The sequence below is a fragment of the Pseudomonas sp. JAI120 genome (genome assembly GCF_014207255.1).
Lineage (GTDB): Bacteria > Pseudomonadota > Gammaproteobacteria > Pseudomonadales > Pseudomonadaceae > Aquipseudomonas.
In genome coordinates, this window is the sequence record NZ_JACHCZ010000004.1 from 389,586 (window position 1) to 408,659 (window position 19,074).

The following is a 19,074-nucleotide window of genomic DNA, read 5'->3' on the forward strand; positions in this document are numbered from 1 at the left end:
CGCCATGGATACAATGTAACGATCGGTGACCTGACGCAGGCCGTCGGGCGTTATACTCTGCGGCTAAATTTTGAAATCGACATACAAGGACTCGCCCATGAAAGCGTTCGGCAAAATCCTGGGTCTGGTACTTCTCGGGCTGTTGCTGATCATTGTGGCTCTGGGCTTTGCCCTGACCCACCTCTTCGATCCCAACGACTATAAAGACGAGATTCGCCAGATTGCCCGCGACAAGGCCCACATCGAGCTGACGCTCAATGGCGATATCGGTTGGAGCCTGTTCCCCTGGCTCGGCCTGGAACTGCACGAGGCCAGCGTGGCGACCCTGACCACGCCGACCCAACCCTTTGCCGACCTGCAAATGCTCGGCCTGTCGGTGCGCGTGCTGCCGCTGCTGCGTCGCGAAGTACAGATGAGCGATGTGCGTGTAGAAGGCCTGAACCTGCGCCTGAACCGCGACAAGCAGGGCCATGGCAACTGGGAAGACATCGGCAAGAACGCGCCGGTGGCAACTGCCGGAACCCCCGCGCCAGCGCAAGCGCCTGCTGAGCCCGAAGCGGAAAAACCGTCAAAGCCGATCCGCCTGGATATCGACAGCCTGACGATCAACAACGCCCGCATCGAATACAACGATGAACAGACCGGCAAGCAATTCAGCGCCGAAAGTATCCAGCTGAGCACCGGCGCCGTGCACGAAGGTGCGAGCATCCCGGTGAAACTCACCGCCTTCTTCGGCAGCAACCAGCCGGTGATGCGCGTCAAGACCGAACTCAACGGCAACCTGCGTATCGAGCGCGCGCTCAAGCGCTACCAGTTCGAAGACATGAAAGTTACCGGCGAAGCCACGGGCGAGCCGCTGCAAGGCAAGACCGTGACCTTCTCCACCCAGGGCCAATTGCTGGTGGACCAGGCGGCCAATATCGCCGAATGGACCAACCTGAAACTCTCGGCCAACCAACTGCGCGCCCTGGGCGAGCTGAAGGTCAACGACCTGGACAAGACCCCGCAGCTCAGCGGCGCGCTGTCCATCGCCCAGTTTGACCTGGCCAAGTTCCTCGACAGCGTCGGCAACCCGCTGCCGCCCATGGCCGAGGGCAGCCTGAGCAAGGTCGAGTTGGTCAGCCGCCTCAAGGGCACTCCGACCAGCCTGGCGCTGGAAGACCTGAACCTGAAACTCGATGGCAGCACCTTCACCGGCCGCGTCGCCGTGGACGACTTTGCCAAGCAAGCGCTACGCGTGCAGCTCAAGGGCGATACCTTCAACGCCGACAACTACCTGCCGGCCAAGTCCGAATCCGCCAAGGGCGCAACCGCCGCCCGCCAGGCCGAAGTGCAGAACAGCGAAGCCGGCGCCATGGCGGCCGGGGGCACCACTCCACTGCCGGAAGCACCGACCAAAGGCGCCTGGAGCACGGACAAACTGCTGCCACTGGCCCACCTGCGCAAGCTGGATGTCAATGCCGACCTTGCCTTCGGCCAACTGACCCTGAGTAAATTGCCGATCCAGAATGCCGTGCTGAAGGCGTCCGGCGTCGACGGCCAACTCAAGCTCGACACCCTGAGCGGCGGGCTCTACAACGGCACCTTCCAGGCCAACGGCAGCCTGGACGTACGCCAGGACATTCCGCTGCTGGCCCTGCAAAGCCGGATCAAGCAGGTACCGGTCGAACGCATCCTGCAGGCCCAGGGACAAACGCCACCGGTGAAAGGCCAGGTCACCCTCGACAGCAACCTCAGCGGCCGCGGCAACAGCCAGAAAGCCCTGATCGACAGCCTCAACGGTACCGCCAGCTTTGTGATCAACAACGGCGTGCTGCTCAATGCCAACCTCGAGCAGCAACTGTGCACCGGTATCGCCCTGCTCAACCGCAAGACCTTGAGCGGCGAACAACGCGGCAAGGACACACCGTTCCAGGAGTTGAAGGGCAACCTGACCTTCCGTAATGGCGTCGCCAACAACCCCGACCTGAAAGTGCGCATCCCAGGGCTGGCGGTCAACGGCAACGGTGACGTCGACCTGCGCGTACTGGGTATGGATTACCGCGTCGGCATCATCGTCGAAGGCGACCAGCGCGAAGTACCGGACCCGGCCTGCGAAGTCGGCGCCAACTTCCAGGGCATCGAAGTGCCACTGCGCTGCCGTGGCCCGCTGGAACTGGGCGCCAAAGCTTGCCGCCTGGACAAGGACGGCCTGAGCCAGGTCGCGATCAAGGCGGCCGGCAACAAGCTCAGCGAGAAGCTGGAAGAGAAGCTCGACAAGGTCAACCCGCAGCTCAAAGATGCTTTGAAAGGCCTGTTCAAACGATGAGAAACGAGCAGTTTTCAACGGCGGTGCTGGACTGGTACGACCGCCACGGCCGCCATGACCTGCCCTGGCAACAGGGCATCACGCCCTACCGGGTGTGGGTCTCGGAGATCATGCTGCAACAGACCCAGGTCAGCACCGTACTCAATTACTTCGACCGCTTCATGGCCTCGCTGCCAACGGTCGAAGCCCTCGCCGCCGCGCCGGAAGACGAGGTGCTGCACCTGTGGACCGGCCTGGGTTATTACACTCGAGCACGCAACCTGCAAAAGACCGCGAAGATCATCGTGGCCGAGTACGGCGGCGAGTTTCCCAGGGATGTCGAAAAGCTCACTGAGTTGCCCGGCATTGGCCTGTCTACCGCCGGCGCGATTGCCAGCCTGAGCATGGGCCTGCGCGCGCCGATCCTCGACGGCAACGTCAAGCGCGTGCTGGCACGCTTTACCGCGCAAGAAGGCTACCCAGGCGAACCGAAGGTGGCCAAGCAACTGTGGGCCACCGCAGAACGCTTCACGCCCCATGATCGCGTCAATGCCTATACCCAGGCGATGATGGATATGGGCGCCACCCTCTGCACGCGCAGCAAGCCCAGCTGCCTGCTGTGCCCGCTGGAAAAAAACTGCGAAGCCCATATGCTCGGCCTGGAGACCCGCTACCCGATCCCCAAGCCGCGCAAGACCATCCCGCAGAAGCGCACGCTGATGCCGCTGCTGGCCAATGCCGAAGGGGCGATTCTGCTTTACCGTCGCCCTTCCACGGGCCTGTGGGGCGGTTTGTGGAGCCTGCCCGAGCTGGACGACCTGCAAGACCTCGAACACCTGGCCAACCAGCACGCGCTCGAACTGGGCAAGCACCAGGCACTGCCAGGGCTGATCCACACTTTCAGTCATTTCCAACTGGCCATCGAACCCTGGCTGGTCCAGGTCGAGGAAACTGCCCATCACGTGGCCGAGGCCGACTGGCTCTGGTATAACCTCGCCACCCCGCCGCGCCTGGGCCTTGCCGCCCCGGTAAAGAAACTGCTGAAGCGCGCGTCCGATGTATTGAACGCAGGAGAGTCGTCATGACCCGCACCGTAATGTGCCGCAAGTACAACGAAGAATTGCCAGGCCTGGAACGCCCTCCGTACCCAGGTGCGAAGGGCCAGGACATTTTCGATCATATCTCCGCTCAGGCATGGGGCGACTGGCTGAAACACCAGACGCTGCTGATCAATGAAAAACGCCTGAACATGATGAACGCCGAAGACCGTAAATACCTGTCAGGCGAAATGGACAAGTTCTTTTCCGGCGAGGATTACGCCAAGGCCGACGGCTACGTGCCACCTGCTCAATAATTGATCAAAAACCGGGGTCGGCACGTAAGCGACGGTAATAATTAAATATTTTTTGAAAACTTGCTTGACGACCCCCTGAAAAACCCGTTTAATGCGCCCCGTTGCCCAGATAGCTCAGTCGGTAGAGCAGGGGATTGAAAATCCCCGTGTCGGCGGTTCGATTCCGTCTCTGGGCACCAAATACCGAAACCCCTGATTCCGTAAGGTCTCAGGGGTTTTTCACGTCTGGAGAACTGTAACCCGCCTCGATACTGGTACACATGGCGGGTACACACGTGGCAATCATGGCTCAACCCTGGAAGCACACCAACGGGACGTACTACCTTCGGGTTCGTATCCCTCAGGAACTTCAGCCCTTGCTCCGCAAAGGCACGCACCTGAAGAGCAGCCTGAAGACAAAAAACCTGGCCGAAGCCAAGCCCCTCTTCGCGGCCGAGTACGTGAAGGCTATGGACCTCTTCAAACAAGCCAAACTTCAGCTCAAGGAAGGGGTCAACTTCACCGCAGCTGACACAGTCCAAATTGCCACGCGCTGGGCGGAACATGAGCTGGCCGAGATGGCACGGACAGGTAACTTCAAGACGTGGCTAGTCCAAGTCGACGGCGACGTTGAGACCATTGGCGCTTTCTACGATGCCAAAGGCGCCCCGACTTATCTGCTTGGGCCGGATATCGGCTGTGCTGCCGCGATAGCCGTTCACGTGGATTACGAAATCGCCCGCCAGGGGCTTACGCCTGTGCCTCACGACTCCGACGCTTACCGAAATCTTGAAATAGCCTTCGCGGCCCAATTGCTCCACCTATCAGACGCTGCCCTAAGCCGCTACAACCACGACCACGTCACGCCAATGGCAACACCCAGGGCAGCGCCGCTGAGCTTTGAGAAAGCGCCTGAGCCAGCCTCCAAGCCCCTATCAGCCCTGACGCAAGAGTGGATGAAGCGTGAGTTGAAGCTGGGCAGCAACAGCCGCGACATCGTCAAGCGTACAGACGAGTACGCGGGCACCGTAAAAGTCTTCATTGAGCTCTACGGGGACGTTACCGTCCACGCCATCAGCAAGGCAACCGTTCATAACTTCAGCGACGACCTCCTACGAATGCCCACTGGTGGCAAAGGCCGTAGGGGCATGACCGCGCCACAACTGATAGCAAAAGCCGAAGCGGAGCAACTGCCGACGCTGAGTAAGCTGACCGCAAAAAACCGCTTGATGGCTTTGTCGTCGATTCTTTCTTACGCTGTCCAGGCGGGTCTATTGGCCGAGAACCCAGTCACGGCGTCAGGTGTCACTGGAGACCTGACAAGAGCAGCAGCCAAGGAAAATCGAACCCCCCGCCGCCGCCACTACACCAACGCCGAGCTGAAAAAAATATTTAGTAGCGAAGTCTTCAAACGCACTTACAACCCACCCCGCGCGAAGTTCGGAGAGGCGTGGTTCTGGTTGCCTTTGATACTGTGCTACACAGGTGCCCGCCGGGAAGAAATTGCTCAGCTCAAGGCCAACGAAATACGCCGCAGCGACGATGGGGTCTGGTTCGTGGACATCCTCACTACGCCCGACGAAGACGACGCTAAGGACACCAGGACGGTCAAGACAGCAGGGAGCCACCGCAAGGTGCCGCTACATCCCGACCTGATAGAACTAGGCCTAGCGCAGTACGCCGCAGACCTCCCACAAAACGGCCCTCTGTTCCCATCGCTGGAGGCCAATGCGAGTGGCTACTACGGGCACAACTTCGGCAAGCGCTGGGGCGTGTACTTGAAGAATGTCGCCATGGTTGAGGCCAAGGGCGTCAGCCCCCTCCACGGCTTCCGCCACACCTTCATTACCATGTGTCGAGAGGTCAGCGTCCCAGAGGAGCTACGTGACGCATTGACCGGCCACGACAACGGCAGCGTCAGCCGCAAATACGGGGAAAGGGCACTACTCCCGCAACTTCAAGACCAGCTATTGCGCCTGCCAAGCATTGCACGCGAAGTCGGACTCCTGCCCACTGGAACGCCCAAGCTTGATTAACCCCCTTCTTGATAGGGGCATATACGAAGCCGCCAGGTAGTACAGGACTGAAAGGGGCGCTACTATCCGCCACTTATGAAAAGGACTTCACCATGATTAAACACATTGCACTGCTTGCTCTGTTGGGCTCCGTACTGACCGGCTGCGTGTCCGCGCCCCCCACTAACTTTTCGGTGCCGGGTGTCCAGCGGTCTACGACTCAGCAACCAGTGGAGCTCAAGGCCGTATCGGTCTCTTATGGCCTTCCGAGTGAAATCAAAGGGGACATACCAACCTACGGTGAAGGGTTTCCAATCTTGTGGGAAAAGTCGTTGGTAGAGGCAATAGACAAGGCCGGTATCTTCAACGATGACGCCCCGGAAAAGGTCAATATCTTCGTCAAGGTGCTGGAGCTAGATCCTCCTGCGGGCGGCATTACGATGGTCACACCGTCACGGGCGCGTTACAGCGTTGTAAGCCGCCGCACAGGGAAGACCCTGTTTGAAAAGGAGGTCTACACCGAAGGCACTGTCCCACCGGGTTACGCCTTCTCCGGCCTGGTACGTCTCAAGGAGTCGCTCAATCGTTCGGTGCAGGCAAACATTGCTCAGTTTCTTGAGTCGTTATCAGCGGCTAAGCTTTAGCTGTATGGCCCTCTTTCTTCTGTGAGTCGGGCCGCACGCAAGCGCAATGGAGGTTGCCATGGACACAACCGAACATGAGAAACAGGCCGACGCTCACCGTGAAGCAATGGAGCGGCTGTGCCGTGAATACGGCGAAGCCCTGAAGACCCATGACATGGCGAAGGCGGCGGGGGATTTTGCATTAGCCGTCCAGTTAGAGCTGGTCGTGGTTGAAAAGTCCAACGTTATGCAGGCCTACATGGAGCGCCACTTAAAGGGCACCGGCGCCGCTCTGCACTGAAGCTCCAGCTAAAACGACAGGGGGGCGGGCCCGCAAGCCCACTCCCCCCGCCGGTGATTACACTGTTGCGTTAGCCCTCGTCAGTTCCGAAACGCACTCACCGCTAGCTCCCCGGCAGGCCAGAACGTCGGCACGTTCGTTACCTGGATCGCCGTTGTGACCTTTGACCCAATGGAAGCGAATGTCACGCTTCTGCATTTCTTGGTCAATAAGATTCCATAAGTCGGGGTGCTCAAGAGGCTTCTTGTTGGCTTTTCGCCAGCCTCTAGCCTTCCATCCAGGGAGCCACTCCATCGCCCCCTTAACGACGTATTCGCTGTCCGAAATGATCGTGATAGCCATCCCCGGCTTGCATCGGCTGAGGGCCATCAGTGGTGCCAGCAGTTCGGCTCGGCCGTTGGTCTGAGGTTGGTTAGCAGGTACCGGCCCGGATAACTCCAGCGTATCGCCCTGTGGGTTGGTAAGGTAGGCCCCCCAGCCAGCTTTGGCGTTGGGTTTACCGTTGTTCGGGCAGGCGCCGTCGACGTAAGCAATGTACGTGGTCATGGATTGATGTCCTTTTGTATTCGAGGTTGATTCGTTGGAGGTCGCGCCGCTACTGGGCTACGTCCCTTTTCTGTCGATAGGAGGTGTTCAAGTTGAACAGTTGAGGCTGAGAAGCCCGTTTGGCATGGGCTGGAGGGGACCGCGTTAGAAGTCGGCCATCCTGTTTTTCCAGTCAGCCAGTAGGTCATCACTGAGGGCTTTGAGGTAGACCCGTATGGTCTCGCGTGCCTCGGCGCAGACTGTTTCCTGGAAGGCTTCGCGGACAGCGTGAAGATGGTCGATAGCGGCCCTTGCGTCTCCTGGAGGTGGTGGTGGGCGGACGCCGTCGTCGCCCTTGGCCCTTCGATTTGCATCACCGTATTCGTTGAACAGCTTCTTGAAATCCTTCTCCATCCAGAGCCGGATGGTGGTGTGTGGTCGCCCTAAATCCTGGGCAATTTCCCGGTAGGACTTCAACCGCCCTCGGCCCTTCTTGTGACGGCCCGTGCGAATGTAGACCCTGAAGACCTGCCGCAGCTCACGCGTCTTGAGGGGGAGTCCGTGGGTTAGGTTGGCAGTGGCTGCCATCCATTGAGCTTCGTGCCTGGTGGTGTCGGTTATGACTGCCTCCGCTTCCACGTAGCCCAGGTATTCCAGGGCTTCAGCTCGGTGATAGCCGTCAACAAGACACGGGACGCCGTCAACCAAAGCAACTTGGAGCGGTGGTAGTTCCTGCCCCGCCTTGATAGCTGTTGCGTATCGTTGAACCGTGTGGGAGCAGAGCTTCGCCCGTACCTGGAAGTCCTTGGAGCGGCAGAGCTGGGCAATGATGACTTTTGCTGTGGTGGGGGTGGTGGCTGTCGTCGTGGATAAGTTTCCCATGTGCCCCCCCCTTACAGCTTGATAACGCGGGGGACGATGACGCTGCCCGGACGCCTTACGGGGCCTACCTGAAGCCAGTACGGGGCGGCGTTGTCGGGGATGGCCAAGTCCAGGAGGTCAGCGTCCTTCCAGTGAAGACCCGCTACCAGGGCAAGCTCGATGGCTTCGGCTAAGCGGACGTCGCGGCCCTTCTTCTTCACCAGGAGCTGGGCAAGTTGCGCCAGGCGTTGGACGTGGTCACGGCGTATATGCAGATTGAAGCGTACAAGGGTGGAGGGAATGTTGTGGTGCATGGATAAGTGTTCCTTGGGGAGCGTGATAGCAAACACAAACGCCCCGCCATGGTTTTCCAGACAGGGTTAATGGTTTGCAGGAGTGGGGTTTGAGGTGCAGCCGGACTGAATGTCGGTGTGGTTAGACAAGGAAGGGCCCTAATTCCACCGAGGTCGCTTAAAGGGGGCGACGGGTGCTTTCTACAAGGACTGGCACTAATTGCCGCTTTAATGGCTAAAACCCAGCAGGGCCGGTGGTTCCAGGCCAATTGAAAGTGGTAGCTGGTTGCTGCCTAAACTCCTTCGTGAACGCAGGCTCTACAGTCGTATGCGTCACATTCAGCAAAGCCTGTCGTCTACAACATCAGTGCCCCCTATTCAAGGCTTCACTCCCGCTCTAACCCGCTACCGACTCCTTATCCAACTTCTTTGCCCGGATGACGGTGGACGTGCTGGTCCCGGTTGTCTCGGCTGTTTCCCTGATGCTCATGCCCTTGCCTAGACACGCTAGGATGCGCCTGTGCTTGTCCTGGTCAATGGACTTACCCTGATAGCGCTTCTCCTCCTTGGCCTTCTCGATGCCCTGCCGCTGACGCCTGATGCGGTCTTCGTAGTCCTTCCGTGCTACAGCGGCAAGCATGTCCAGCAACATGGCGTTCACGGCCTCTATAACACGCCCTGTAAAGGCGTCTGCGGCGTTGTTCGTGTTAGCTGGGGCCATGGCCATGTGTGACGTCGGCAGGTCCAGAGACACGACCTTGACGCCCTTGGCCTTGATGATGGTCCGGAGCTGCTGCCAGTCCCCTTCCGTCAGGCGTGAAAGCCGGTCAACCTGCTCGACTAACAGTACGTCCCCGGGCTCGGCTACCTCCAGGAGACGGAACAGCTCCGGGCGCTGTAGCGATGCACCACTGACGTTTTCCATGTAGTACAGGACGCGGGAGTGGCCGTGTTGGGCGGCGAAGTCCTTCAGTTGCTGCTTGGCGCGGTTGGCGTCCTGGTCTGCTGTGCTGGCGCGGAGGTAGGCGTGGATAAGCATGGCGGGCAGCCCTTGTTGTCGTTGAAGTGGTATCACTATGCCTGTTGCCGTATACATGGTCAACACGATCTAAACGAAAACGACTTGACAGGCCTCCAGCCGTTGCCGCTGAAGCATACCCATACGACCACATAAACGTATTGCTTGAAGAACGGGGACGGCTGCCCGATGTGATGTGACCAACTCGCTGTCGAAAAAGCCCTGCAACGGTATGACGCTCAACGAATCAAAGGGGCGGAGCCTGGTAAGGGGGGAAACGATCCCATCTCAGTACTTACTAACGCTCCGCAGATTTTTGCCCCGTTTTAAGGCCTATCCGAAAACGCCTTGGGCCTTCATCTGATGAAGATAATTTCGTATCAGTTCGTTGACCTCAGATGTCCGGCACCCTATGGCAATGTCACGCAGCGACCCCACCGAAAGGGTATAGGGCGCTTCCTCATGAACGTCCCGATCTACAGCAAACCTATACTCCCGCTGATGGGAAAACTCACTCCGCTTTTTCAGTAAAGCTTGGGTATTGTCAAATGAACCGTGGAAGGTCGAAGGGTCGTAGTAGTCCACCAGGCCTGCCACGGCACGGAAGCCATTGGTTCGAATAACTTGAAGCACTCTTTGCTGGAAGGCGGCGGTGTCGAGCACCACAGCGGCATAGTCGCCCAAGCCATCCACCTCGGGCTTTAACATCTGCGCCTCAACGAACCGCTCGAAGTCGTCCTCAGACTCAAAGGTGCAGCCCCTTTCATGCACCGCATAGAGGCAGAGCACGTTCATAGTGTTGTGCGCGTCGTATTGGATAACCGACGGCCCCGCCAAGTCCTCTGCTGGGATTGTATATTCGCCGCCTGGCAGGAGCTCACTTGTGATCTTCATAGTGAACTGTCCCGGCTGCAACAACGAAACAGTTGCCTCGTGCCGGTCAGCGATGTTGGCTACCGCTCCTTCCTCATACTTTCGGAAAAACCCCAACGGATTCATGTGCAGGAAGCCGTCTAGAAAAGCTTCACGATGGGATTCCTTTCCACATACCTTTAAGTTGAAGAACACCCTGCTCATACCCATCCTCCCTTCGCACTAAACCAAGTCCGATCGAGTAATAGCACACTGCCCACCAGCCTAGCCAGTGGTACACAGGGGTAGTACACTTCGTTTGTGCGGATGGCCTCCAAGCCCCGCAATTCAAGGGGTTACGGTTTTAAGCTCAGTGTCGGCGGTTCGATTCCGTCTCTGGGCACCACTCATTAGTTTCAGGTGGTGCAAATGTCATCTGAAACACACAAAAAACCCGCCTAGTGCGGGTTTTTTGTTGCCTGCAATTTGAGCTATCCAAGTCGCAATTTTGAGATGAGGCGGCTGATTCATTCCAGCCGAAACACCATCAGTGGGTTGTCATTCAAACGCCCTTCAAAACTTGGCGCCTGATGCTCCAGAGGCGTGCCTTTGAGCAACGCGGTTTCCTTGCGCGCCACAATGACCCACGAAGGTCGCGGTAACGCGCTCAATCGTTCGATGTCTGCAGCGCTGATAAACGACGGCTGCTCGTCATGATCCAGATTCATCATGTAGCGCACCGCCCAGGTGTCCCTGCCGAGATTCAGGAACACCAGTGGCCCAGGCTGCGATACGCGAAGTGCTTCCACCTGACGGACGAATTGCCGAGTGTCGAACTGCAAATCCTTGGCGGGCTCCACCACCGTCACCAGCACCAGCCACTGTGCAGCCAGCGCGAATACGCTGAGCCACACCAGCCGCTCAATGCGTCGCCAGGCAATCAGCGCCGCCACTTGCAGCACCACCAGCGCGCTAATCAACAACGGCAACGAGACGTCAGGCCAGTAACCATGCTTCTGCCACCCATGTCGACAGACAAACACCGCAACCACGCACAACGCCGGCAGCGCCGCGACAAGCCCCTCGTAGCATCGACGCACCCCGGCGAGCCAGCCTTGCGCCTGGAGCAGCCCATAGGCAGCGACAGCGGCAAACATCGGCACCATGGGCAGAATGTAATAGGCGCGTTTGAAGTGCGGCACCGACAACCCGATCAAGATCATCAAGCCGCAGGCACCGAGCCGCATCACCAGTTGCACAGGGTCATCGAACCGTTCACTCCAGCGATGACGAAGCGCAACCAATGTGGCCAACGCCAACGGGACCACAGGGAAATAGCGGTACAAACTCAGCTGGAAATAGAAATATAACGGCTCGCCGGCTTCATCGAGGCGCCCGCCCACTTGCATCTTGAACACCTCATCTGCAAACGCATCGCCACCGCTGATACGCGCCAGCTTCACCAGCAGCCACCAACATGCCGCCAGCAACACCAGGCCCACGATTCCGTGAGCTAAAACCTGCTTGACCCGCTCGCCGGGACGACCCAGCACCCAATACACGCACACCACGCCACAGACCTCGATCAAGCCCAATGGCCCGCGTATCGCAAACCCCAGGATGAACAGCGGGAACACCGCGAGCTGGCGCCATCGCGAGCCGAGGCGCTCACCGCTGTGCAGCAGGTAGAAACTGCCCACACAAAGCAAAGCCACCATCTGGTCCAGACAGACCGAGCGCGACTTTTCCAGCAGTTGGGTGGTGAGCAACGTCAGCAGCACCGTGAGCAGCGCCCATGGGCGACTCGCCGGGACCAGCAAGCGATAGATCAAGGCCACGACCCCGGCGGATGCAAGGGCAGTGGGCAGCACATTGGCCAAGTGGTTGGGCGCACCGAACAGCCGGGCAAATACGTAACTGAAGAAGGTCGCGGTACCGGGGTAGTCCGCGTAAGGCTGCCCATAGGTGGTGGGGAAAAGACTCGCACCATGACGAAACATTTCCTGCAGGAACAGCGCCCAGCGCCCGTCAAACCCCTGAGGTTGCTGGTCCCAGATACCCAGCGTGAACAGCAACAGCGCAAACAGGAAAATGCCCAGAGACTCCAGGCGGAAGCGGTTGCTGTGATCCATGGGTTGGCCTGTCAGGTAGGGAGCGCCGACCTAGGGTGCCGAACGTATCCCTAATAGCGCCTGAACAAACCTGAACATTCACATTTCAACGACCTGCAGGCCACACCAGCCTCGGGATCAGGCGCACGTAGATCAACTCGCCCACCAATTCGACCAGGGTTTGCAGGATCACCGCCGTCGCCGCCAGCCCACGCACATCGTCGGGCAAGGCCAGCGCCAAGGGCAGCACCACCAGCGAATTCCGTGTCGACGCGCTGAACGTCACTGCCCGGGCCGTCACCGCCGGCAGCGCGAACAGCCGCGACGCCAGCGCCCCCATTAATGGCGCCAGCACCAGAAAGCCGATATACACCGGGATCACCGGCAGCAGCAGGCTGATGTCACGTACCACCGAAGTGATCTGCGAACCGATCACCACGAACAACACCCCCGCCATCGCCGGCACCGGCAACCATGCCCAGGCATTGTTCCAGGCATTGATAAGCGCCGATCTGCGCGCCAGGGATGCCGTGATCACCGCCAGCACCATCGGCACCACAATCAACAATACAAACGCCTCTATAAACGGCCCCACCGCTACCACCACCCCGGACTGCGCCCCCAGCATCAACCCCAGGTACACCGGCAACAGCAGCAACTGCAGCAACAACAGCACCGGCGTCGCCGCCAGCATCAAGCGTGAATCGCCTTTACCGATATGGGTAAACACCACCACGTAGTCGATACACGGCGTCAGCAACACCAGCAATGCGCCCACCAGCAACGCCGGGCGCTCCACCAGGCCACGGGTCAACACCCACACCAGCAACGGCACGAGGATGAAATTGGCCAACAGCAACGCCGACAGAAAGCGCTTGTGACTCAAGCTCTGGCGCAGATCCAGAAAGGGGATTTGCAGGAACATCGCATACATCAACACCGCAATGGCGGGCGTGACCAGCACGCCGAGGCCATGGGCCAACGAAGGCGCGAGCAGGCCGAAAGCGGCAGCCAGGAGGACAGCGGCGAAGTAGAGGGGGATCTGGTTGTGTTCGAGGGTGTCGCGGGTCATGAAAACGCTCTGGTGGATCGCAGAGGTGCAAGCCTATGCGTCTACTGGCACGAGGTCGAGTGAAGCGGACCGGTCGCCTCTGAAGGATATTCTTGGCGCGTATGCAATACGGTCAGGATCTCGGCCTGTTCCATAACGCGATAGACGACCAGATAGTTTGGATGAACGACCATTTCACGAGTGCCGGACAAGCGCCCTTGCCTGAATCCGTATGGCATTGACGACAAACCCTCAGTGGCCGCCACAATCGTATGGTGCAACGAAGCGGCGGAAGCGGCGTTGTACTGCTCGATGTAATCAATAATTTCGGTCAAGGCGACGATAGCCTCAGGTCGCCATTTAACGAGCAGCACGGCGAGCCTTGCGCCTCTCTTCCAGCATCCTCTCGACTTCGGCCATTGCCTCATCATGTGGAATACTTGGGCGAGGATCATCAATTGAAGCTTGTACCTTGGCACGAAACCAACGGTCGTAGCTGGCAGCCTGCTCTTCAGTTTCAAACTCTGAAACGATGGGAGAACGTGGGATGCTCATGGAGACCTCCGGAATGGGTGCCTGCCAGTCTAATCTGTCCATGGTTTGCTGTCGTTTCTCTCGGATGTATGGCTTTCGCCGAGGCTCTGCACGCTTTGCGAGCGCCGAAGCTTAATGAGCCAATCAAAGGGCAGACAAGTGCTGGCAAACTGGCTAACTGTTACTAAAAAATAATAATCCAGGCAGGGGCTTCGAAACGATGAATTTGAATGACGCCTCTTCAGTAGAACTTGCAACTACACCCAGAAATAGCCAAAGCGAATCCTTCAAAGAATCCGCCGCAGACGGCCACCCCCTCGGCGGCTTCACCTGGCGCCACCCGCGCACCGACCTTGGACGCCCGGTCGTCATCATCAATGCCGCCACCTCCGTGCGCTGCCGCCACTACTCACGGTTCGCCGATTACCTGTTCGCCAACGGCTTCGACGTGATCACCTACGACTATCGCGGCATCGGCGAGTCGCGCAGCGGTTCGTTGCGCGGTTTCAAGGCGTCGTGGTCGGATTGGGGCACGCTGGATTTCGAAGCGATCCTGCTGCGGGCACAGCGGGAGTTTCCAGGCCAACCGATTGATGTGGTCGGCCACAGTTTTGGCGGCTGTGCGGCGGGGCTGGGTGCATCCGGCGCGGTGATCCGGCGAATCGTGACCGTGGGCGCGCAGTTCGCCTACTGGCGCGATTACGCAGCCGCCGGGCGCTGGCAGATGTTTGCCAAATGGCATGTGGTAATGCCGTTGGTCACGGCACTCTGCGGGTATTTCCCCGGCAAGCGCCTGGGTTGGTTGGAGGATACGCCGGCAGGCGTGGTGCGTGACTGGAGCACGCCAACGCCCAGGTATGAGACGCGACCCAGCGGGCGTGCCCTGGCCGACGTGCCATTCAGTCGTGTGAAGGCGCAGGTGCTGGCGATCAGCATCACCGACGACCCGTTCGGCACCGTGGCGGCGATTGAGCGATTGCTGGGCTATTTCGCAAACAGCGAGCGCACCCATCTGCGCATCGCCCCGGAAGATATCGGCGAAAAACAGATCGGACATTTCGCGTTCTTTCGCAGCGAGTATCAGGATCGGTTGTGGCCGATTGCATTGACATGGCTTCAACACGGCCAATTAACGGCGGATACCCTTGGGATTTCCCTCAACCTGCGCTTCAATACCCCACCCAGATCCTGACCCAAGGACGTGAGCCCATGGCCTCGCCGAACAAACAGCAAAAACGTGCCCACCGGGCCAAGGCCAAGGCCAAGCAGAACCGCACCCAACGCGCCGTCGCGAGCAAGTCGGATGCGTTTGCCGGCGATGACGACCGGATTGACCTTGAGTCGGTGGATTTGACCGAGCTGTTCGTCGAGATGCGCACCGCCGGCGAGACCAGCCAGCAGGCCCTCTGCGCGGTATTCCTGGCCCACCCCCTGCTCGCGCTGGTGCTGGAGCAGGAAGGCGAAGAAGAAGCCACCGACTTTATCCTGGCGGCACTGATCGAGTATCGGCAGTGGGCCACGGACAGCGACGATGAAACCGCCGCACTGGCGTGGATTGAATCGCCGCAGTTCCAGGCCGATTACGTCGCCGCATCCCAGGCGCTCACCAACTCCCAAGACTGACGCAAAACAAAATGTGGGAGGGGGCTTGCCCGCGATAGCGTGGTATCAGTCAATTAGATGTCGACTGACGCACCGCTATCGGGGGCAAGCCCCCTCCCACATTTGAACTGCGGCGCAATCAAGCACCGCATTCCATCACATCAATTCAGCACCGCAGCGCCCACTCTCTGCGCCTTGCGACGGCTCGACACAAACAACCCCGCCGCCACCACCAGCAAGCTCAAGACCCCAGTCGCGATGATCTCGACCCGGTGCGCTTCCTGGAACAGCATGATGGTCAACGTGCCCACGATGAACACCATCACCGCGTAGGTCAGGCCTGGGAACAGCCACATCTTGAAGACAATTTTCTCGCCCGCAGCCATGCGTTTCTGACGCATGCGCAGTTGCGACACTGCAATCACCAGGTACACCAGCAGCGCGATGGCACCGGAGCTGGCCAGCAAAAATTCGAACACCGCAGCCGGTGCCACGTAGTTGGCAAATACCGCCAGGAACGCCGCGCCAGTGGACAGCAACACCGCCCAGTAAGGCGTGCCGCTCTTGTTGGTGCGCTTGGCCACGGCCGGTGCATCGCCGCGACGGCCCAGGGAGAACAGCATGCGCGAAGCGGTATACAGCGCCGAGTTCAGGCAGCTGGTCACGGCAACCAAGACCACCAGGTCGACGATCAGCTTGGCGTTCGGAATACCCATGCGTTCCAGCACGGTCTGGTAGGAACCTACGGCCGCGAGGGTCGGATCATTCCAAGGCACCAGGGACACGACGATGAAGATCGACAACAGGTAGAACAAGCCAATCCGCCAGATCACCGAGTTGGTGGCCTTGGTGATTTGCTGGCCCGGGTTCTTCGATTCGGCTGCAGCGATGGTGACGATCTCGGTGCCCATAAAGGAGAACATGGTGGTCAGGATCGCCGCTAATACCGCGCCCATGCCGTTGGGCATAAAGCCTTGGGTGTCGAAAAGGTGCGAAACGCCGCTGACCTGGCTGGTCGGCAGGAAGCCGAAAATCGCCGCCAGGCCGAGGATCACAAAGCCCACGATCGCCACGACCTTGATCAACGCAAACCAGAACTCGAACTCACCGTAGTTCTTCACGCTGAACAGATTGGTGGCCGTCAGCAGCAGGGTGATGATCAGTGTGAAGGCCCAGATGGCCACATCCGGGAACCAGGCGTGGAGAATGGTCGCGGCGGCGTTGGCTTCCAACGGAATCACCAGCACCCAGAACCACCAGTACAGCCAGCCGATAGTAAAACCGGCCCAGTGACCGATCGCACGGTCGGCATAGGTGGAGAACGAACCGGTGTCCGGCGACGCCACGGCCATTTCGGCCAGCATGCGCATCACCAATACCACCAGCGTACCCGCTGCGGCATACGCCAGCAGGACCGCAGGGCCGGCGGCAGCAATCGCGTGGCCGGAGCCGACAAACAAACCGGCACCAATGACGCCGGCAATCGACAGCATGGTGACGTGACGCGGTTTGAGCCCCTGTTCGAGGTCATTGGAGCTTTGCGTACTACTCATTGACACACCTTTGCGAGGAATTGCGAAAACGGTCCGCCCGGCCTGGGCTCTTCCTCGTGAAAAGAAACCAACAGGGCGTTCTTTATTTTTTACGCAAGATTTGCGCCAAAATGTTACAAGACCGCGATTGACGCGGCCTGTAGGACGATTCAACAGTCATCGCAAGTCATTGAGAACAATGGCATTTCGCTATAGCGTTACCGTGCGACTCACTTTCAACACGAACAAACGCACCAAAAGCACACACAAAAAGTACACCGCGCGCCATAAAAGGGCCGATAGGTACCGTTTGCCAGTTTAACCCTTCCAACACCCGGCCAAAGCTGGCACCATCGCGCCCTTTTTTACGCGAAGCCTGCGGGATTCACGGGTTCAAACGGTTGTTCGGTTGTTGATGGCGCGACACCCTGCTGTACCGATGCGACACCCTGCCGCACACCGCCCGTTTACCGCCCGCCGCGCTGTTGGCCGCCATCAAGACGCTATGCTAGCTTGGCGCCTCGCCAGGAAGGCGGCCCAACAGCGAAGATCGCAATGAACACAATGAGGACCCCACATGGCCGAGGCCACGCCCGCGCTTGAAATCCGCAACTTGCATAAACGCTATGGTGAGCTGGAGGTACTCAAAGGTATCTCGCTGACCGCTCGCGACGGCGATGTGATCTCGATCCTGGGTTCCTCCGGTTCCGGCAAGTCCACGTTCCTGCGCTGCATCAACCTGCTGGAAAACCCGCACCAGGGCCAGATCCTCGTGGCCGGCGAAGAACTCAAGCTCAAGGCCGCGAAAAACGGCGAGCTGATGGCCGCCGACGGCAAGCAGATCAACCGCCTGCGCAGCGAAATCGGTTTTGTGTTTCAAAACTTTAACCTGTGGCCACACATGAGCATCCTCGACAACATCATCGAGGCCCCTCGTCGCGTGCTCGGCCAAAGCAAGGCCGAGGCAATAGAAGTGGCCGAAGCCCTGCTGGACAAGGTCGGCATCGCCGACAAGCGCCACGCCTACCCCGCGCAATTGTCCGGCGGCCAGCAACAACGGGCCGCCATCGCGCGCACCCTGGCGATGCAGCCCAAGGTCATCCTGTTCGACGAGCCCACTTCAGCCCTTGACCCGGAAATGGTCCAGGAAGTACTTAATGTGATCCGCGCGCTGGCCGAAGAAGGCCGCACCATGCTGCTGGTCACCCACGAAATGGGCTTCGCCCGTCAGGTCTCCAGTGAAGTGGTGTTCCTCCACCAGGGCCTGATCGAAGAGCAAGGATCGCCACAGCAGGTGTTTGAAAACCCGCTTTCGGCGCGCTGCAAACAATTCATGTCCAGCAACCGCTAACGGAGCAACATGCATGCAGAACTATAAAAAATTCCTTCTGGCCGCGGCCGTCTCGATGGCGTTCAGCGCCACGGCCATGGCAGAAACCTTGACCATGGGGATCGAAGCGGCCTACCCGCCGTTCAACAATAAAGACGCCAGCGGCAACGTGGTCGGCTTCGACAAAGACATCGGCGACGCCCTGTGCGCGAAGATGAAAGTCGAGAAGTGCGACGTGTATGTGTCCGACTGGGACGGCATCATCCCGGCCCTGAATGCCAAGAAGTTCGACTTCCTGGTGTCCTCGCTGTCGATCACCGACGAGCGCAAGCAAGCCGTCGACTTCACCGACCCGTACTACTCCAACAAGCTGCAGTTCATCGCACCTAAAGCCACCGCAGACTTCAAGACTGACGCCGGCTACCTGAAGGGCAAGGTCATCGGCGCACAGCGCGCAACGCTGGCCGGCACGTACCTGGAAGACAAGCTGCCTGACACCGAAGCCAAGCTCTACGACACCCAGGAAAACGCCTACCTCGACCTGACGTCCGGCCGCCTCGACGGCATCCTCGCCGACAAGTACGTGCAGTACGAATGGCTCAAGAGCAAAGACGGGCAGGCCTACGAGTTCAAGGGCGACCCGGTTGTAGAGAGCGACAAGATCGGGATCGCCGTACGCAAGGGCGACCCCCTGCGCGAGCGCCTGAACAAAGCCCTGGCAGAGATCAAGGCAGACGGCACCTACAAGAAGATCAACGACAAGTACTTCCCGTTCAGCATCGAATGATCTGAACGGCCTGCCCGGC

Annotated in this window: 20 protein-coding genes and 1 tRNA gene; 11 read left to right on the forward strand and 10 right to left on the reverse strand. The window is 59.2% G+C overall.

Annotation, left to right across the window (positions count from 1 at the left end; genetic code table 11):
• The first annotated feature begins 97 nt into the window (after positions 1–97).
• The 7 genes from HDC32_RS22725 (at position 98) to HDC32_RS22755 (ending at position 6,559) form a co-directional block, all read left to right on the forward strand.
• Positions 98–2,308, forward strand: a complete 2,211-nt coding sequence (locus tag HDC32_RS22725) for an AsmA family protein (RefSeq protein ID WP_184745513.1) — start codon at positions 98–100, stop codon at positions 2,306–2,308.
• Entirely contained in the window at positions 2,305–3,372 is a 1,068-nt protein-coding gene (gene mutY, locus HDC32_RS22730) for an A/G-specific adenine glycosylase (RefSeq protein ID WP_131696921.1), read from the forward strand. The genes HDC32_RS22725 and mutY overlap by 4 nt, the downstream gene beginning before the upstream one ends.
• Positions 3,369–3,641, forward strand: a complete 273-nt coding sequence (locus HDC32_RS22735) for an oxidative damage protection protein (protein WP_027605083.1) — start codon at positions 3,369–3,371, stop codon at positions 3,639–3,641. Before mutY ends, HDC32_RS22735 begins: the two co-directional genes overlap by 4 nt.
• A 103-nt stretch (positions 3,642–3,744) precedes the next feature.
• Positions 3,745–3,820, forward strand: a tRNA-Phe gene (locus HDC32_RS22740).
• 105 nt (positions 3,821–3,925) lie between these two features.
• The gene (locus tag HDC32_RS22745) at positions 3,926–5,656 is read left to right on the forward strand and encodes a site-specific integrase (protein ID WP_260403678.1); all 1,731 of its coding nucleotides are present in this window, start codon (positions 3,926–3,928) and stop codon (positions 5,654–5,656) included.
• Positions 5,657–5,748: 92 nt separating this feature from the next.
• Positions 5,749–6,279, forward strand: a complete 531-nt coding sequence (locus HDC32_RS22750; protein ID WP_184745517.1) for a UDP-N-acetylglucosamine acyltransferase — start codon at positions 5,749–5,751, stop codon at positions 6,277–6,279.
• Positions 6,280–6,337: 58 nt separating this feature from the next.
• Positions 6,338–6,559: a hypothetical protein gene (locus HDC32_RS22755; RefSeq protein ID WP_184745519.1), complete on the forward strand. Its 222-nt coding sequence runs from the start codon at positions 6,338–6,340 to the stop codon at positions 6,557–6,559.
• A 57-nt stretch (positions 6,560–6,616) separates the two neighbouring features.
• On the opposite strand, the gene HDC32_RS22760 is transcribed toward HDC32_RS22755, so the two are convergent.
• The 9 genes from HDC32_RS22760 to HDC32_RS22800 form a co-directional block, all read right to left on the reverse strand.
• A complete protein-coding gene (locus tag HDC32_RS22760) occupies positions 6,617–7,105 on the reverse strand; it encodes a ribonuclease H (protein ID WP_184745521.1) in 489 nt (162 codons plus the stop codon).
• 144 nt (positions 7,106–7,249) lie between these two features.
• Entirely contained in the window at positions 7,250–7,966 is a 717-nt protein-coding gene (locus tag HDC32_RS22765; protein WP_184745523.1) for a ParB N-terminal domain-containing protein, read from the reverse strand.
• An 11-nt stretch (positions 7,967–7,977) separates the two neighbouring features.
• Positions 7,978–8,259 (reverse strand): hypothetical protein, encoded by a 282-nt coding sequence (locus HDC32_RS22770; RefSeq protein ID WP_184745525.1) that lies wholly within the window; start codon positions 8,257–8,259, stop codon positions 7,978–7,980.
• Positions 8,260–8,635: 376 nt separating this feature from the next.
• On the reverse strand, positions 8,636–9,277 hold the full coding sequence (locus HDC32_RS22775) for a recombinase family protein (RefSeq protein WP_184745527.1): 642 nt from the start codon (positions 9,275–9,277) through the stop codon (positions 8,636–8,638).
• Positions 9,278–9,589: 312 nt separating this feature from the next.
• Positions 9,590–10,333, reverse strand: coding sequence for a hypothetical protein (locus HDC32_RS22780; protein ID WP_184745529.1), 744 nt, complete (start codon positions 10,331–10,333; stop codon positions 9,590–9,592).
• Between the two features lie 302 nt (positions 10,334–10,635).
• Positions 10,636–12,240 carry an ArnT family glycosyltransferase gene (locus tag HDC32_RS22785; RefSeq protein ID WP_131696922.1) on the reverse strand — a complete coding sequence of 535 codons (1,605 nt, stop codon included), beginning with the start codon at positions 12,238–12,240 and terminating at the stop codon, positions 10,636–10,638.
• Between the two features lie 85 nt (positions 12,241–12,325).
• Positions 12,326–13,291, reverse strand: a complete 966-nt coding sequence (locus HDC32_RS22790; RefSeq protein ID WP_184745531.1) for an arsenic resistance protein — start codon at positions 13,289–13,291, stop codon at positions 12,326–12,328.
• A gap of 41 nt (positions 13,292–13,332) precedes the next feature.
• A complete protein-coding gene (locus HDC32_RS22795; RefSeq protein ID WP_184745722.1) occupies positions 13,333–13,641 on the reverse strand; it encodes a type II toxin-antitoxin system RelE/ParE family toxin in 309 nt (102 codons plus the stop codon).
• A complete protein-coding gene (locus tag HDC32_RS22800) occupies positions 13,631–13,825 on the reverse strand; it encodes a stability determinant (RefSeq protein WP_081744416.1) in 195 nt (64 codons plus the stop codon). Before HDC32_RS22800 ends, HDC32_RS22795 begins: the two co-directional genes overlap by 11 nt.
• A 199-nt stretch (positions 13,826–14,024) precedes the next feature.
• Here HDC32_RS22800 and HDC32_RS22805 point away from each other — a divergent pair, with 199 nt between their 5' ends.
• Together HDC32_RS22805 and HDC32_RS22810 are read left to right on the forward strand one after the other, a co-directional pair.
• Positions 14,025–14,996, forward strand: coding sequence for an alpha/beta fold hydrolase (locus HDC32_RS22805; protein ID WP_145335865.1), 972 nt, complete (start codon positions 14,025–14,027; stop codon positions 14,994–14,996).
• Between the two features lie 17 nt (positions 14,997–15,013).
• Positions 15,014–15,427 (forward strand): hypothetical protein, encoded by a 414-nt coding sequence (locus tag HDC32_RS22810; RefSeq protein ID WP_184745533.1) that lies wholly within the window; start codon positions 15,014–15,016, stop codon positions 15,425–15,427.
• Between the two features lie 140 nt (positions 15,428–15,567).
• On the opposite strand, the gene gabP is transcribed toward HDC32_RS22810, so the two are convergent.
• Positions 15,568–16,959: a GABA permease gene (gene gabP / locus HDC32_RS22815; protein ID WP_090401045.1), complete on the reverse strand. Its 1,392-nt coding sequence runs from the start codon at positions 16,957–16,959 to the stop codon at positions 15,568–15,570.
• Between the two features lie 556 nt (positions 16,960–17,515).
• Here gabP and HDC32_RS22820 point away from each other — a divergent pair.
• Positions 17,516–18,289, forward strand: coding sequence for an ABC transporter ATP-binding protein (locus HDC32_RS22820; RefSeq protein ID WP_065925764.1), 774 nt, complete (start codon positions 17,516–17,518; stop codon positions 18,287–18,289).
• 13 nt (positions 18,290–18,302) lie between these two features.
• On the forward strand, positions 18,303–19,055 hold the full coding sequence (locus HDC32_RS22825) for an ABC transporter substrate-binding protein (protein WP_131696927.1): 753 nt from the start codon (positions 18,303–18,305) through the stop codon (positions 19,053–19,055).
• Positions 19,056–19,074 lie beyond the last annotated feature (19 nt).

Bases quoted from the DNA above. Each gene is read 5' to 3' on its own strand.
- mutY (WP_131696921.1), top strand. From the start codon at position 2,305: ATGAGAAACGAGCAGTTTTCAACGGCGGTGCTGGACTGGTACGACCGC.
- HDC32_RS22755 (WP_184745519.1), top strand. From the start codon at position 6,338: ATGGACACAACCGAACATGAGAAACAGGCCGACGCTCACCGTGAAGCA.
- HDC32_RS22805 (WP_145335865.1), top strand. From the start codon at position 14,025: ATGAATTTGAATGACGCCTCTTCAGTAGAACTTGCAACTACACCCAGA.
- HDC32_RS22800 (WP_081744416.1), bottom strand. From the start codon at position 13,825: ATGAGCATCCCACGTTCTCCCATCGTTTCAGAGTTTGAAACTGAAGAG.
- HDC32_RS22725 (WP_184745513.1), top strand. From the start codon at position 98: ATGAAAGCGTTCGGCAAAATCCTGGGTCTGGTACTTCTCGGGCTGTTG.
- HDC32_RS22780 (WP_184745529.1), bottom strand. From the start codon at position 10,333: ATGAGCAGGGTGTTCTTCAACTTAAAGGTATGTGGAAAGGAATCCCAT.
- HDC32_RS22770 (WP_184745525.1), bottom strand. From the start codon at position 8,259: ATGCACCACAACATTCCCTCCACCCTTGTACGCTTCAATCTGCATATA.
- HDC32_RS22750 (WP_184745517.1), top strand. From the start codon at position 5,749: ATGATTAAACACATTGCACTGCTTGCTCTGTTGGGCTCCGTACTGACC.
- HDC32_RS22775 (WP_184745527.1), bottom strand. From the start codon at position 9,277: ATGCTTATCCACGCCTACCTCCGCGCCAGCACAGCAGACCAGGACGCC.
- HDC32_RS22745 (WP_260403678.1), top strand. From the start codon at position 3,926: ATGGCTCAACCCTGGAAGCACACCAACGGGACGTACTACCTTCGGGTT.
- HDC32_RS22735 (WP_027605083.1), top strand. From the start codon at position 3,369: ATGACCCGCACCGTAATGTGCCGCAAGTACAACGAAGAATTGCCAGGC.
- HDC32_RS22790 (WP_184745531.1), bottom strand. From the start codon at position 13,291: ATGACCCGCGACACCCTCGAACACAACCAGATCCCCCTCTACTTCGCC.
- HDC32_RS22810 (WP_184745533.1), top strand. From the start codon at position 15,014: ATGGCCTCGCCGAACAAACAGCAAAAACGTGCCCACCGGGCCAAGGCC.
- HDC32_RS22760 (WP_184745521.1), bottom strand. From the start codon at position 7,105: ATGACCACGTACATTGCTTACGTCGACGGCGCCTGCCCGAACAACGGT.
- HDC32_RS22765 (WP_184745523.1), bottom strand. From the start codon at position 7,966: ATGGGAAACTTATCCACGACGACAGCCACCACCCCCACCACAGCAAAA.
- gabP (WP_090401045.1), bottom strand. From the start codon at position 16,959: ATGAGTAGTACGCAAAGCTCCAATGACCTCGAACAGGGGCTCAAACCG.
- HDC32_RS22820 (WP_065925764.1), top strand. From the start codon at position 17,516: ATGGCCGAGGCCACGCCCGCGCTTGAAATCCGCAACTTGCATAAACGC.
- HDC32_RS22785 (WP_131696922.1), bottom strand. From the start codon at position 12,240: ATGGATCACAGCAACCGCTTCCGCCTGGAGTCTCTGGGCATTTTCCTG.
- HDC32_RS22825 (WP_131696927.1), top strand. From the start codon at position 18,303: ATGCAGAACTATAAAAAATTCCTTCTGGCCGCGGCCGTCTCGATGGCG.